Source organism: Micromonospora inaquosa (assembly GCF_003857055.1).
In the GTDB taxonomy this organism is placed as follows: domain Bacteria; phylum Actinomycetota; class Actinomycetes; order Mycobacteriales; family Micromonosporaceae; genus Micromonospora; species Micromonospora inaquosa.
In genome coordinates this window covers 25,795-40,047 of sequence record NZ_QGSZ01000157.1, presented here as the reverse complement: position 1 = coordinate 40,047, position 14,253 = coordinate 25,795, and the positions used below count along the sequence as shown (strand labels likewise).

The window sequence follows — 14,253 nt, the reverse complement described above, 5'->3', positions numbered from 1 at the left end:
GGGTGGGGCCGTGACGTAGTCGCGGCTCCTCCCCGGGGGGGGAACTGGTTAGGGCAGGATCCACTTTTGGTTGGCGGCGTTGAGGCAGGTCCAGAGGTGCACGACGGTGCTGTCGGCGGAGTTGTTGCCGGAGACGTCCAAGCACTTGCCCGACGTCGGGCTGCGCAGGGTGCCGTCGGACTGGGCCGCCCAGTTCTGGGCGCCGCTGCCGTTGCAGGTCCAGAGCTGGATCTTGGTGCCGTTGGCGGTGCCGTTGCCGGAGACGTCCAGGCACTTGCCGAGCGCCTTGATCGTCGAGTTCGGCGTCACCGTCCAGGTCTGCGCGGTGCTGCCGTTGCAGGTGTAGATCTGGATCTGGGTGCCGTCGGCGGTGCCCGCGTTGCGCACGTCCAGGCACTTGCCGGCGAGACCCTTGATCGGGCCGACCCCGGTGCTGCTCCCGCTCCCCTTGACCAGTGTGAAGTCGTCCACGTCAAAGAGCCCGGTGCCGCTACCGGTGAAGGTGAGATAGAGGTTCTGGGTGCCGGACGGGACGTTGGACAGCGCCGTGGTGACGTTGGCGAAGGTCGTCCAACTGCCGGTGTTGGGCACGGCGACCGAGCCGAGCACCGGGCCGGTGGCCGAGCCGGTGCGCACCTGGATGGTGCCACCCGCACCGCCGGACACGACCCGGGACGTGAACGAGGTGACCCCGGTCAGGTTGACGCCGTTGTACGCGGCCCAGTCACCCGGGTCGATGTACCCGATGGTCTGCCCACCGTTGGCGCCCTCCTTGGTGAACGCGGAGACACCGTTGGCCGAGCTGAACGTCTCGGCCTGGATCGTGGTGTTCCCGGGCGTCGGCGTGGTGCCCAACTCCTTGATCCGGATGTTGCGGAAGAAGGCGTCGTCACCGGTGCCGTGGTTCTGGATGCCGATGTGGCCCGCCAGCGAGCGGACCGGGTCGGTGTTGGTGAAGTCGTTGATCTTCACCCCGTTCAGGAAGATCTGCAGCCGCTCGCCCTCGACCAGCAACTCGTACGTGTTCCACTCCCCCGGCGCGTTCAGGGCCGCGTCGCGGGCGGCGATGTCGGCGGACTTGAAGGTGTAGACCGCGCCGGTGGTGCGGTCCGCCGCGTCGGTGGCGTCGATCTGGATCTCGTAACCGTTGTCCACCGCCGACCACGGGTCACTCGACGGTGGGAAGCCGATGAAGATGCCGGAGTTGTCGTCACCGGCCAGCTTCCAGTCCAGCTTCAGCGAGTAGTTGGTGAACTGCTTCGTGTTGTACCAGTACAGCCCCATGCCGCCGACCGAGGTCAGGGTGGCGTCGGAGTTGGTGAAGCTGCCCGGCCCGGCCTGTGACCAACCGGCCGTCGAGCCGTTGAACAGCGGGGTGTAGCCGGTCTCCGGCCGGCAGTCGGCCTTGCTGCGACCGGCCGCGTACCGGATGCCGCCGAGCAGGTGGTTCCGGAAGTTCGACTCCGCGTACGACGCCTGGGTGTGCCCCGCACCGGTGTAGAAGGACCGGCCGCCGCTGTAGCTCTTGCACCAGCTCAGCGGGTGGTCGGCGCCCATGCCGCCGCCGGAGTACGACGACTCGTCCAGGGTGGCCAGCACGTGCGCGGTCGACCGGGCGTTGGTGCGGTAGTTGTACCACTCGTCGGTGCGGGTCCAGGTCTGCGGCAGATGACCAGTCGCCGCGTGGCCCCGGTCCTCCACCTTCATGTTGGCCTGCTGGATCGCGGGGTGCGAGGCGAACCACGCGCCCACCAGGTTGCCGTAGAACGGCCAGTCGTACTCGGTGTCGGCTGCGGCGTGCACACCCACGTAACCGCGGCCGGAGCCGATGTACGACTCGAAGGCGGTCTGCTGGGTGGCGTTGAGCACGTCGCCGGTGGTGTTGAGGAAGACGACCGCCTCGTACTGGGCGAGGTTGCTCGTGGTGAACGCGGCGGAGTCCTCGGTCGCGGTGACCGTGAAGTTGTTCGCCGCGCCCAGGTCGCGGATGGTCTGGATGCCGACCGGGATCGCGTCGTGCCGGAAACCGGCGGTCTTGGAGAAGACCAGCACGTCGTACGGGGCGTCGGCGGCGCTGGCCGGGGTGGCCGGGGTGGTGCAGGCGATGACGGCGAGTGCGGCCATTGCCGCACCGAGGACGGGTCGTAGGCGTCTGCGCATATCGCTCTCCTAATTGCGGTTAGGAGGGGCCCCTCGCATCACACTAGGCGTTGTCGAAGGGCCCCTCCCGCCAGCTCAGGGCAGGGTCCACTTTTGGTTGGCGGCGGTGGTGCAGGTCCAGAGATGGACCACCGTGCTGTCAGCGGAGCTGTTGCCGGAGACATCGAGGCACTTGCCGGACGACGGGTTGCGGAGTGTGCCGTCGGCCTGGGCGGCCCAGTTCTGGGCGGCGGTTCCGTTGCAGGTCCAGAGCTGGATCTTGGTGCCGTCGGCGGTGCCAGCACCCGACACGTCCAGGCACTTGCCCAACGACTTGATTGTGGTGTTGGGGGTGACCGCCCAGGTCTGCGCGGCGCTGCCGTTGCAGGTGTAGATCTGGATCTGTGTGCCGTCGGCGGTGGCGGCGCCACGCACGTCCAGGCACTTTCCGGCGAGGCCCTTGATCGGCCCAGTCCCGCCGGCCGGCGGCGTCCCGGTGACGAAGGTGAACGCGTCCAGGTCGTAGAGCGCTCCGGTGCCCGACCCGGCGAAGGTCAGGTAGAGCGTGGTCGTGCCGGTCGGCGGATTGGTGATCGTCCCGGTGACCGTGGTGAAGGTTTCCCAGCCGCCGGTCACGGGGACCGTGGCCGAGCCGAGCACCGTGCCGGTGGCCGAGCCGGCCCGGACCTGGAGGGTGCCACCGGCACCCGCCGAGGAGACCCGGGCGGTGAACGAGGTCACGTTGCCCAGCCGGTACGGCTGGAACGCGATCCAGTCGCCGTTGTTGATGTCACCGACGGTCTTGCCACCTTCGGCCGGGGTCTTGCTGAACACGTTGATCCCCGACGAGGTGCCGTAGAACTCGGCCTGACGGTGCCTCGGCGGCAGCGTGTGCTGGGTGTGGGTGGTCAGCCCACCGGCGTCGGTGTACTCGGCGTCGAAGATCGCGAAGATGTTCGCCGCGTCGTCGTGCTCACCGTCGACCGGGATGGTGATCGAGCCCGAGCAACCGGTCTTCGAGGTGATCTGGTGCCCGTGCTGGTCATGCCCGAGCACATAGGTCATCTTGACCTTCGTGCAGTCGATGGTGCCGTCCTCCGGGTCGGTCACCGTGATGCTGTAGGGCACCGTGTCCCCGAAGCTGAACAGCTGACCGTTACCCGGGTTGTTGATCGTGACCGTGGGCGCGGTGTTGCCGACGCTGATCTGCACGCTGCTGCTGCCGGTGGCGCCCTGCGGGTCCCGCACCGTCAGCGTGGCGGTGTAGGTGCCGTTGGCGCTGTACGTCTTCGACGGGTTGGCCGAGGTCGAGGTGGTCCCGTCACCGAACGCCCACGAGTAGGTCAGCGCGCCGCCCTCGGGGTCGGACGAGCCGGCCGAGGAGAAGGTGACGGTGAGCGGGGCTGCCCCGGACGTGCGGTTGGCGCTTGCCTTCGCGGTGGGCGCCCGGTTGCCACCGCCGACGTAGTCGAAGCGGTAGAGCGCCGAGTTGGCGTCACCGTTGAAGTAGCCGGTGCCGTAGTCGAGCACGTAGTACGCGCCGTCCGGGCCGAAGGCCGAGTCCATCACCTGCTTGCCGACCCAGGGAAAGGTGTCGATGGTGCCGCGGGAGCCGTCGGAGTTGACGTGGATCGGCTTGATCCAGCCTCGACCGAACTCGGTGGCGAAGAACTGCCCGTCGAACGACTGCGGGAACTTGGTGGTGGAGGTCGACGAGGCGTTGTACCGGTAGACGGGGCCGCCCATCGGCGACTCGGAGCCGCCGCCGAACTCGGTCGGGGTGCCGGCGTCGCCCGCGTACCGGATCCAGGCCGGCTGGGCCGGCGGCAGGGTGGTCAGGCCGGTGTTGCGGAACGAGTTGTTGGTCGGCCCGCCGGTGCAGTTGTACTTCGCGCCGCTGGCACTGGTCGCGAAGTCCCACTCGTTGTACGTCTCGCTGGTGGTGTTGGTGCCGGTGCAGTACGGCCAGCCGTAGTTGCCGGGTGCCGCGACCCGGTTGAACTCCACCTGGCCGGACGGCCCGCGGGTGGAGCTGGTGGAGCCGGCGTCCGGCCCGTAGTCACCGACGTAGACCACCCCGGTGGCCTTGTCCACGCTGATCCGGAACGGGTTGCGGAACCCCATCGCGTAGATCTCCGGCCGGGTCTTGGCGGTGCCGGGTGCGAACAGGTTGCCCGACGGGATGGAGTACGTGCCGTTGGCGTTCACCTTGATCCGCAGGATCTTGCCGCGCAGGTCGTTGGTGTTGCCGGCGCTGCGCTGCGCGTCGTACGCGGGGTTGCGGTTGGTTCGCTCGTCCAGCGGCGAGTAGCCGGACGACTCGAACGGGTTGGTGTCGTCACCGGTGGACAGGTAGAGGTTGCCGGCCGCGTCGAAGTCGATGTCGCCACCGACGTGGCAGCACAGGCCCCGGTTGGCCGGCACGTCGAGCACGTCGACCTTGCTGGACTGGTTGAGCGTGAAGTCCGAGTTGAGGGTGAACCGGGAGAGCCGGTTGACGCCGTTCCAGGCCGAGAAGTCGGTGCCGGTGGCCGGTGCGTCACCGCCGGGGGTGGAGAGCGGTGGGGCGTAGTAGAGGTAGATGTACCGGTTGCTGGCGAAGCCCGGGTCGACTCCGACGCCCTGCAACCCCTCCTCGTCGTGGGTGTAGACCGACAGGGTGCCGATCACGCTGGTGGTGCCGTTGGCGTCGGTGCGGCGCAGGGTGCCGTTGCGGGCGGTGTGCAGGACCGAGCGGTCCGGCAGCACTGCCAGTGACATCGGCTCACCCATGTCGGTCACGCCGCGGGCCAGCTCGACCTGCTGGAAGTCGCTGGCGACGATGGTGTGCGCCTGCGCGGGGGCCGACCCGGCGGCGAGTGTGACAGTGCCGGCGGCGACCGCCAGCAGCAGCGCTGATCCGGCGGAGAACCATCGTCGGGACCGTTGTCTGGGTACATCCTTCATAGACATCTGTGCTGCCCCTTCCTGACGAGTGACTGCCAGGCCGGGCGCGCGCCGTCGCGCCGGATGCCGTAGCGGTGATGGGGGTCGATGGGTTACCGCGCCGCCGGTTCACCTCGACGAAACATTGTCGTGTTGGTCACGACACTAAGTCGCACATGTCGATGTGTCTATACCTTCCGGCGGTTCAGCATCAACTTTCGTCGATCTGATCGAAAGTTGCCGGTCAGGCGCGTCGGTCGATCGCCTGACCGGCCAGCTCGACCAGGGCCGCGCGGGCCTCGTCGGCCACCACGGCGCTCTGCAGAGCGGACAGCGCGGCCTCGGTCCGGACCCGGATCATCTGCTCGATCCGCTCCCGCGCGCCGGTCGCCTCGATGATCTCGCGCAGCTCCGCCGCGCCGTCGGCGTCCAACGCCGGATTGCCGAACAGCTCCCGCAGCCGGATGGTCTGCGGCCGGTCGGCGGCGCTGCGGGCCAGCGCCATCATCACCGTCGGCTTACCCTCCCGCAGGTCGTCCAGGACCGACTTCCCGGTGACCGCCGGGTCACCGAACACACCCAGGACGTCGTCGCGGAGCTGGAACGCGTCACCCAGCGGGTCGCCGAACTCGCCCAGCGCGGCGATCAGCTCCGGCCCCGCGCCGGCCAGAGCCGCACCGATCTGCAACGGTCGGGTGACCGTGTACCGGGCAGCCTTCATCCGGATCACGGTGAGCGCGCTGGCCACCGAGCCGTCCCCCACACCCGAGACCAGGTCCAGGTACTCCCCCGCGATCACCTCGGTACGCATCAGCGCGAACACGCCGTATCCCCGGTGCACCTGCTCGGTGCTCAACCCGCACTCGTGGAACATCTGATCCGACCAGGCGGCGCAGAGGTCCCCGCAGAGCAGCGCGGTGTTGCGGCCGTACGCCTCGGGGTCACCCCGCCACGAGGAGCGGGCGTGCAGGTCGGCGAAGAGCCGGTGCACCGACGGCTCACCGCGGCGGCGGTCGCTGCCGTCCAGGATGTCGTCGTGGATCAGCGCGAACGCGTGGAACAGCTCCAGCGCCGCCGCGGCCACCACGATCGGGGTGCCATCTGCCGCTCCCGCGCCACGCCAGCCCCAGTAGCAGAAGAGCGGTCGTAACCGCTTGCCACCGGCCAGCACGAACCGTTGCAGGGCGGTGAACACGCCCCGCGGCGCGCCGTCGGGCCAGTCCGGGCCCTGCCGTTCGAGGAACCCGGCCAGCTCCGCGTCGAAGCGCGCCCGCAGGCCGCTGGCGTCGGCGGTCGCGACGGTGACCGTCATGCCCCCTCCCCCGACCCGCCCGGGCTCAGCCCGGCCAGCTCCAGCAGCAGCGCCTTGACCTCGGTCGCCGCGATCTTGTCCCGGGCCGCGGACGGGTCGGAGCAGAGCAGCACCGGGGCGTCCGCCGGGTCGTCCGGCAGCCGCCCGTGCGAGCCCCGCACCGCCCGCGCGCCGGCGTCCAGGCCGACCGCGCTCATCAGGTAGCGCATGCCGAGCTTCTTGCGGGCCAACGCGACACCGGCCCGAGCCTTCGCGGCACCGGGGTTTGCCGGGTCGAAGAACAGCTCGGCCGGGTCGTAACCCGGCTTCCGGTGAATCTCCACGAGCCGGGCGAAGTCCGGTGCCCGGTCGTCGTCCAACCAGTAGTAGTACGTGAACCAGGCGTCCGGCTCGGCCACCAGCACCAGCTCACCGGCGCGCGGATGGTCCAGCCCGTGTGCGGCCTTGCCGTCGGCGTCGAGCACCTCAGCCACCCCGGGCAGGTTGGCGCAGAGCTTCGCCACCGCCGGCACATCGGCCGGATCCTTGACGTAGACGTGCGCGACCTGGTGGTCGGCGACCGCGAACGCCTTCGACGTCCACGGATCGAGGTATTCCATGCCGTCCTGGGTGTGCACCCGCAGCAGCCCCTCAGCGCGCAGCAGCCGGTTGACGTCCACCGGCCGGGACACGTCGGTGATGCCGTACTCCGAGAGCACCACCACTGTGGCGTCCCGGGCCCGGGCGGCGTCCAGGAGCGGGCCGAGCACCGCGTCCAGTTCGGCCGCCGCCGCAGCGGCCTGGGCCGACGAGGGACCGAAACGTTGCAGGTCGTAGTCCAGGTGCGGCACGTAGACCAGGGTCAGGTCTGGTGACACGTCGGCGAGGATCTGCTCGGCCGCCTGGCAGATCCACCGCGACGACGGCAACCCGGCCGTCGGCCCCCAGTAGGTGAAGAGCGGGAACGTGCCCAGCCGCCCGGTGAGCGCGTCGTGCAGCTCCGGCGGGTCGGTGTAGCAGTCCGGCTCCTTGCGCCCGTCGGCGTAGTAGACCGGGCGGGGTGTCACCGTCCAGTTCACGTCCGCGCCCATGGCGTACCACCAGCAGACGTTGGCCACTGTGTAACCGGGCTCGGCCCGCCGGGCGGCCTGCCAGAGCTTGTCTCCGCCGACCAGCGCGTTGTGCTGCCGCCACAGCAACACCTCGCCCAGTTCCCGGAAATACCACCCGTTGCCGACGATGCCGTGCCCGCTGGGCGGCTCGCCGGTGAGGAAGGTGGACTGCACCGAGCAGGTCACGGCGGGCAGCACGGTGCCCAGCTCGGCCCGGAAGCCGCCGTCGGCGACCCCCCGCAGTCGAGGCATGTGCGCCAGTAGTCGGGGCGTCAACCCCACCACGTCGAGGACCACCAGTCGCCGGCTCATCGCGTCACCCCCATGCTCACGGATCGCTCTGTGGTCAGACCGAGGCCGACCAGTTCGTCTCGGGCGAAGGCCAGCTCCGCGGCGATGCCGGCGGCCAGCTCCGCGTCGGTGCCGGGCCGTCGTGCGGCCGGCAGCACCCCCCAGGTGTACGTCTCGACGTCGAGGTGGTCACAACCGGCGGTCGGGCCCTCGAAGAGCGCTCTCAGGGCCGCACGGAGCACCGGAAGGGTCGAGCCGAGCGGTTCCTCGGGTGGGGCGTGCAGGGGCACGTGGTAGTGCACCCGCCACGGGCCGGGTAGCTCCTGGTCCAGCGCCTCGTCCAGGTCGTCGGCCGCGTACGCCGGGTCGGCCGGGTCGGCCAGACCGGCGCAACCGGCGCCCCGGGTCTGGTGCAGGAAGCGGGGCTCCACCCAGCGGCGCAACGCCTCGGCCCCACCCTCCGGGTCGGCGGCCTCGACGGCGGCCGACACCTGCACCTTCACCACGGGAAGTCCGGCGGCCCGTAGCCGTTGCAGCGCCTCGGCCGGTTCCTCCCAGGCGCAGGCCAGGTGGGCCAGGTCGAGGCAGACCCCCAGCCGTTCGGTGTCCATCCCGGACAGCAACGCCGCGGCCTGGGCGGTGCTCTCCACGACACAGCCGGGCTCCGGCTCGAAGGCGATGCGCACCTCACGGCCGGTGTCGCGCTGCACCGTGGCCAGCCCGGTGGCCAGCTGGTCCAGTCGCCGTCGGGCCGCATCGGCCCGGCCGGTGTCCCACGGTTGCCGCCAGGCCAGCGGCAGAGTGGAGATCGAACCCCGGGCGGCGTCGTCGGGCAGCAGGTCGGCGAGGACCCGGGCCAGGTCGAGGGTGTACGTCAGGCGCTGCTCGGTGGTCCAGTCCGGGTGGTACACGTCCTGCTTGACCACCGGCGCCTGGAAGGCCGCGTACGGGAAGCCGTTGAGGGTGACCACCTCCAGCCCGCGCGCGTCCAGCTCGGTGCGCAACCGGCGTCGTAGCGCCGGGTCGGCGGCCAGTTCGGCGGCGACCGGGGCGGCCAGCCACAGGCCGAGCCCGAGCAGGTCGCTGCCGAGCGCCTCGCGGACCGGCACCGCGTAGGTGTCCAGTTGACCGAGGATGCCAGCGAGGTCCTCGGCGGGGTGCACGTTGGTGCAGTAGCCGAGGTGGACGGTCTCCCCGCCGGCATGTCGCAGCCGCATCAGCTGCCGCCGCGCAGGATCGAGTTGCCGGTCTGCGGGTCCACGGCGGCGGTGACGTCCAGGTCGCTGAGGTCGAGTCGCCCCGACTGCCCGTAGAACTCCACCGGGTTTCGCCACAGCACCTTGTCGACGTCGTCATCGCTGAAGCCGGCCAGCAGCATCGCCTCGCCGGTGGCCCGGGTCAGCAGCGGGTCGGAGCGCCCCCAGTCGGCTGCCGAGTTGACCAGCATCCGCTCGGTGCCGTACTCGCGCAGCAGCTCCACCATCCGCTGCGGGGTCATCTTGGTGTCCGGGTAGATCGAGAAGCCCAGCCAGCAGCCGCTGTCGCGGACCAGCTTGACTGTCACCTCGTTGAGGTGGTCGACCACCACGCGACCGGCGTCGATGCCGGACTCGGCGACCACGGCGAGGGTCCGCTCGCAGCCGCGCGCCTTGTCCCGGTGCGGGGTGTGCACCAGCGCCGGCAGCTCGTACGCCACAGCGAGGGCGAGCTGCGCCGCGAACGCCTCGTCCTCCTCGGGTGTCATCGAGTCGTAGCCGATCTCGCCGACCGCGACCACCGCGTCCTTGTCCAGGTAGCGGGGCAGCAGGTCGAGGACCGGACGGCAGCGCGGGTCGTTGGCTTCCTTGGGGTTCAGCGCGATGGTGGCGAAGTGGCGCACCCCGAACTGCCCGGCCCGGAACGGCTCCCACCCGATCAGTGAGTCGAAGTAGTCGGTGAACGAGGCGGCGCTGGTGCGCGGTTGACCCAGCCAGAACGCCGGCTCCACCACCGCGCGCACTCCGGCGGCGGCCATCCGTTCGTAGTCGTCGGTGGTGCGTGAGGTCATGTGGATGTGGGGGTCGAAGATGCGCATTCACGCCTCCCGGGGCAGTGCGGCGGTGAGCCGGTGGAGCAGGTCGGTGGCGTCGGCGGGCAACTCCCGGCCGGCGGCGTGCCGTTCGGCGGCGAGCGCGGCCAGCATCGCGGCCAGCTCGCCGTCGGCCCGGGTGTCCAGGTCGGCCACCCCGGCCAGGGGGACGCCGCTGAACACGCACTTGAGCACCGCCTGCCGCCAGGCGGCCGGGTCGAGGTGGCGGGCGTAGGGGCCGAGCGCGGCGGCGACCAGCCGGGTGTCGTTGGTCCGGATCGCGTCGTGCAGCAACGGAACCCCGGCGGCGCCGATCGGCAGCATCGGCAGGGCCCGCAGCACTGCTCGTCGCTCGGCGGCGTCACCGTGCTGGTAGAGGCGCTCGGCGTACTCCGCGTGCTCGTCGGGCAGGCTGGTGAGCAGCAACACGCGGGCCGCGTCGTCGGCGGTCCAGCCGGGGGCGTCGGGCAGCGCGGCCCGGCCGCAGCGTCGACCGACGGCGGGGAAGAGCCGGGTGATCGCGGTGGGCTCGGTCGTGACCCGGCGCAGCGCCGTGTCCAGCCAATCGGGATCGGGTACGCCTCCCAGCGCGGCCCGTAGTGAATCCGGTGTCATCCCGTCTCCTCCCTCTTGCTGATCCAGGCGCGCGCCCCGTCACCACCCTTTGCTCTGCACCTATATATGCGCCGGGGCCTCTGTCGCGGATGTCGCCTCGGTGGGTGTCGCGTCGGCGGGTGTCGCCTCGGCAGGTGTCGCGTCGGCGGGTGTCGCCTCGGCGGGTGTCGCCTCGGCGGGTGTCGCCTCGGCGGGTGCAGAGCAAAGGGTGTTGGCAGGGTGGTCATTGGTGGCCGTCGCGGCGGCGGCATGCAGGAACTCGATCGACCGGGCGGCCACTGCGGGCGCGGCGTGCGAGTCCCGGGGCAGCTCGACGGCGACCAGGCCGCGGTAGCCGGTGTCGCGCAGCGCGGCCAGCACCGGCGGGAAGTCGATCTCGCCGACGCCGAACTCCAGGTGCTCGTGCACGCCCCGGCGCATGTCGTCGATCTGCACGTTGACCAGGTGAGCGGCCACCTCGGCGACGCACTGCGGCACCGGCCACGGCTCCAGGCACCGGCAGTGGCCGATGTCCAGGGTGATGCCGAAGCGGGCCGGGTTGTCGAGGGCGGCGTGCAGCCGACGCCAGTCGGCGATGTCCTGCACCAGCATGCCCGGCTCCGGTTCGAAGCCGAGCGTGACGCCGGCGGCGTCGGCCGCGTCGACCACTGTGGCGCAGCCGGCCACCAGCCGGTCCCAGGCGCACTGGGGTGACACCGCCTCGGGTCGGACACCGGCCCAGAACGAGACCGCCTCCGCGCCCAGGTCGGCGCCGATCCGCACGGCCCGGCGCAGGAACTCGATCCGCCGGGTCGGGTCGTCGTGCAGCAACGTCGGGGCGTGCTTGCGCCACGGGTCGAGCAGGTAGCGGGCCCCGGTCTCGATGACCACCGCCAGGCCCAACGATTCCAGCCGGCGACTGACGGCGGCGACCCGGCGGGTGAGCCCGGGCGCGAACGGGTCCAGGTGGTCGTGGTCCAGGGTGAGCGCCACCCCGTCGTAGCCCAGCTCGGCGATCACGGCGAGCGCGTCGTCGAGCCGGTGGTTGGCGAAACCGTTCGTGCCGTACCCGAGGCGCAGCGTCGTGGCGTCGGCGGCCGGCGCTCCGGGTCGAGGCTCGGGGACGCTCATGTCGGGGAGACCTTCCGGGCCAACCGTCGACCCAGCGGCGCGGCCGCCGCGACAGCCACCCCGAGCAGACCTGCTCCGCCCCGCGCGGTGAGGGCCCCCTGGAGGGCCGGCAATCCGGTGATCCCGGCGCCGACGGCCGCGCGGACCCGCCCGGCCGACGGGTCCCGGACCACCTCGGCCTGGGCCGCGCCGTAACGGGCGGCGTACCAGCCGGCAAGCACGGCGGGCAGCATCGCCCCGATCCCGGCGGAGCGACTGCGACCCGCGCCAACCCCGACCCCGCCGACTGCCTCGACCCGGTCGGTGGATCCGGCCTGGACCGCCGTGCGGGCGGCGGCACGTCGGGCCCCTGGGCCGGCGACGGCACTGGCGGCGACCAACGCGGTGCCCGCCAGGGTGCGCATCGGCAGGGTGGCGTCGGCGCCGGTGACCTCCCGGCGGGACAGCGCGGTGACCGTCCAGGTGTGCGCGGCGACGGTGGCCGCCGCCGGCAACGCCCGGGTCAGCCGGCCGCCGGACGCGCCGAGCAGCACGTCCAGCCCCCGGCAGGCGGCCATCACGGCCGGACCGGCGGCGGTGTTCTTGGCCAGCAGGTCGTACCCCCAGATGGTGGCGGCCAGCGGCACGGCGAGCGCGGCGGCGCGGCGACCGCCCACGGCGGCGGCCAGGCCCACTCCGGCGGCGGTGAGGCCCGCCGCGAGACCCACCGCGGCGGCCGGGGTGACCCGCCCGCTCGGGATCGGCCGCTCGGGGCGCTCCTCGGCGTCCAACTGCCGGTCGGCCCAGTCGTTGGCGGCCATGCCGGCCCAGTAGAGCAGCACCGACGCGCCGGCCAGGGCCGGGGTACGCGGGCTCAACGTCCCGGCCGCCGCGGCCCCGGCGATCACGTCACCGGGCACCGAGAGTGCCGCCGGAGCGCGGACCAGCTCAGCGAGATCAGCCAACGTTGTCATGGGTACCATCCCCGCCGTGTAGTTGCCGGGCGAAGGCGGTCAGCCGGGCCCACTGCTCGCCCAGCGAGTGCGTGGGCGCGCCCAGCGGGTCCTTGAAGAAGAAGCCCAGGTCGGCCAGCGGCCCCACCAGCCCGGCGGCGTGCGCGGCGGCGGTGAGCCGGGCCAGGTCGAGCACCAGCGGCGCGGCCAGCGCGGAGTCGCAGCCGTGCCAGGTGAACTCCATCCGCATGCCGGTGCCGAGGAAACCACTGAAGGTGATCAGATCCCAGGCGGTCTTGAAGTCGCCCAGCTCCTCGACGTACTCGATGCGGGTGCCGCCCTGCGGGACGTAGCCCAACGTCTCACCGAGCACCCGCTGCTTGCTCTGCACCTTCGCCGCGTTCGCGGCCGGGTCGGCGAGGGTGGCGCCGTCGCCACCGCCGAGCAGGTTGACACCGGACCAGGAGCCCACGGCCAGGTTGCGCATCGCGAACATCGGCGCGAGCACCGACTTGACCAGGGTCTCCCCGGTCTTGCCGTCGTGCCCGGCGTACGGCAGTCGGGCCTCCTCGGCAAGCGCGGCCAGCGCCGGCAGCCGTAGCCCGGTGGACGGGGTGAAGTCGACGTACGGGCAGCCGGCGAGCAGTGCCGCGTACCCGTAGAGGGAGCTGACCGGCAGCACCTCGTCCGGCCCGTCGAGGGCGGCGCGCAGCGCGGCCGGGTCGGCGTGCCCGGGGTGCGCTTGAGGGGATGGCTCGGTGGCGGAGACGTTGACCACCACCACCCGGTCCAGCTCGTGCCGCTCGCGGAAGCTGGTGAGATCACGGACCACGGCGGCGGCCCGATCGGCCTGGGTGACGCCGGTCGGTGCGGGGCGCAGCTCCTGCTCGACCACGGCCAGCTCGTCGCGGAGCGCGGCGACCAGCCGCCAGGGGATGACACCGGCGTCGGCCAGCGCCTCGGCGCGCTTGTACAGCGGGGTGGTGGCCAGGTCGTGCCCGCCGAAGACAAGGTCGGCGAAGGCCGGCAGGGCCGGCCCGCGCAGCTCGGGCAGCTCAGTGACGCAGCCGGTGGGCCCGGCCAGGCCGGCTCGCAGCGCGAGCCCCCCGACGATGCTGGTGGTCGCCACGGACCCGCGCGCTCCTACCAGCCAGACACCTGTTCGCATGGTGCTCCTTCCCCGTCCACGAGGAACCGTCGGTACCGCTAAATATAGGAATATCAGAATATGTTTCGGAAAGATACGGCCCAATTTCCGAACAGCCGGGTGGATGGGCCCCGTCCGCCCGCCCCGCACCGGAAAAAGCACCGGCTTCCGACGTCGGCGTCGGCGGCGACGACGCCGGACCGATCCCGGCGGGTGCGAGCAGACGGGGCTGGTAGGCAGGGTCGGGTCGGCGTCTCGACCCTGCCTCCCCCGCATCCGGCCGGTCGGGGCATTGGCATGCCCCGGCCGGGCGTCTCAGGCCGCCGCGCCCACCGGAAACCCGACCGAACCACGACCCGCCGGAAACCGGCGAGCGGGTGCGGTAGGAACGGGGGCAGCGGCGGGCGGTCTCATCAGGTCCTCCGGATCTTCACCGGTGGTGGCGGTCCTCCGGTGCGGCCGGGGAATCCCGGTCCGGTCGCACCGGACGACCGTCCTGCTCGTGCGCCACCGGGCCGTACGGCCCGGCTGCACGCTCTCCGATGCCGACCTCTGTCCCGGCCACGGGGCGCAATCCGTGGCTGGTCCCTCGCCGGTCGGCGTCGGAAAGCTGATCGGGCGAT

Annotated in this window: 10 protein-coding genes; all 10 read right to left on the bottom strand. The window is 71.6% G+C overall.

From position 1 onward, the window contains the following. Window positions 1–48: 48 nt before the first annotated feature. Window positions 49–2,160: a ThuA domain-containing protein gene (locus DLJ59_RS07810; RefSeq protein ID WP_124771837.1), complete on the bottom strand. Its 2,112-nt coding sequence runs from the start codon at window positions 2,158–2,160 to the stop codon at window positions 49–51. A gap of 75 nt (window positions 2,161–2,235) precedes the next feature. Next, entirely contained in the window at window positions 2,236–5,091 is a 2,856-nt protein-coding gene (locus DLJ59_RS07805; protein ID WP_208648587.1) for a PQQ-dependent sugar dehydrogenase, read from the bottom strand. A gap of 217 nt (window positions 5,092–5,308) precedes the next feature. Continuing rightward, window positions 5,309–6,376: a polyprenyl synthetase family protein gene (locus DLJ59_RS07800; protein WP_124771836.1), complete on the bottom strand. Its 1,068-nt coding sequence runs from the start codon at window positions 6,374–6,376 to the stop codon at window positions 5,309–5,311. Beyond that, a complete protein-coding gene (locus DLJ59_RS07795; RefSeq protein ID WP_124771835.1) occupies window positions 6,373–7,779 on the bottom strand; it encodes an alkaline phosphatase family protein in 1,407 nt (468 codons plus the stop codon). Before DLJ59_RS07795 ends, DLJ59_RS07800 begins: the two co-directional genes overlap by 4 nt. Continuing rightward, entirely contained in the window at window positions 7,776–8,975 is a 1,200-nt protein-coding gene (gene eboE, locus DLJ59_RS07790; RefSeq protein WP_124771834.1) for a metabolite traffic protein EboE, read from the bottom strand. The genes DLJ59_RS07795 and eboE overlap by 4 nt, the downstream gene beginning before the upstream one ends. Further along, entirely contained in the window at window positions 8,975–9,832 is an 858-nt protein-coding gene (locus DLJ59_RS07785; protein WP_124771833.1) for a TatD family hydrolase, read from the bottom strand. The genes eboE and DLJ59_RS07785 overlap by 1 nt, the downstream gene beginning before the upstream one ends. Continuing rightward, on the bottom strand, window positions 9,833–10,441 hold the full coding sequence (locus DLJ59_RS07780) for an EboA domain-containing protein (protein WP_124771832.1): 609 nt from the start codon (window positions 10,439–10,441) through the stop codon (window positions 9,833–9,835). It lies immediately after the preceding gene. A gap of 60 nt (window positions 10,442–10,501) precedes the next feature. Beyond that, window positions 10,502–11,551, bottom strand: coding sequence for a sugar phosphate isomerase/epimerase family protein (locus DLJ59_RS07775; protein ID WP_124771831.1), 1,050 nt, complete (start codon window positions 11,549–11,551; stop codon window positions 10,502–10,504). Further along, complete coding sequence (locus DLJ59_RS07770; protein ID WP_124771830.1) at window positions 11,548–12,504, bottom strand: SCO3242 family prenyltransferase; 957 nt, start codon at window positions 12,502–12,504, stop codon at window positions 11,548–11,550. Before DLJ59_RS07770 ends, DLJ59_RS07775 begins: the two co-directional genes overlap by 4 nt. Further along, a complete protein-coding gene (locus DLJ59_RS07765) occupies window positions 12,488–13,651 on the bottom strand; it encodes an inositol-3-phosphate synthase (protein WP_124771829.1) in 1,164 nt (387 codons plus the stop codon). The genes DLJ59_RS07770 and DLJ59_RS07765 overlap by 17 nt, the downstream gene beginning before the upstream one ends. Window positions 13,652–14,253: the final 602 nt, after the last annotated feature.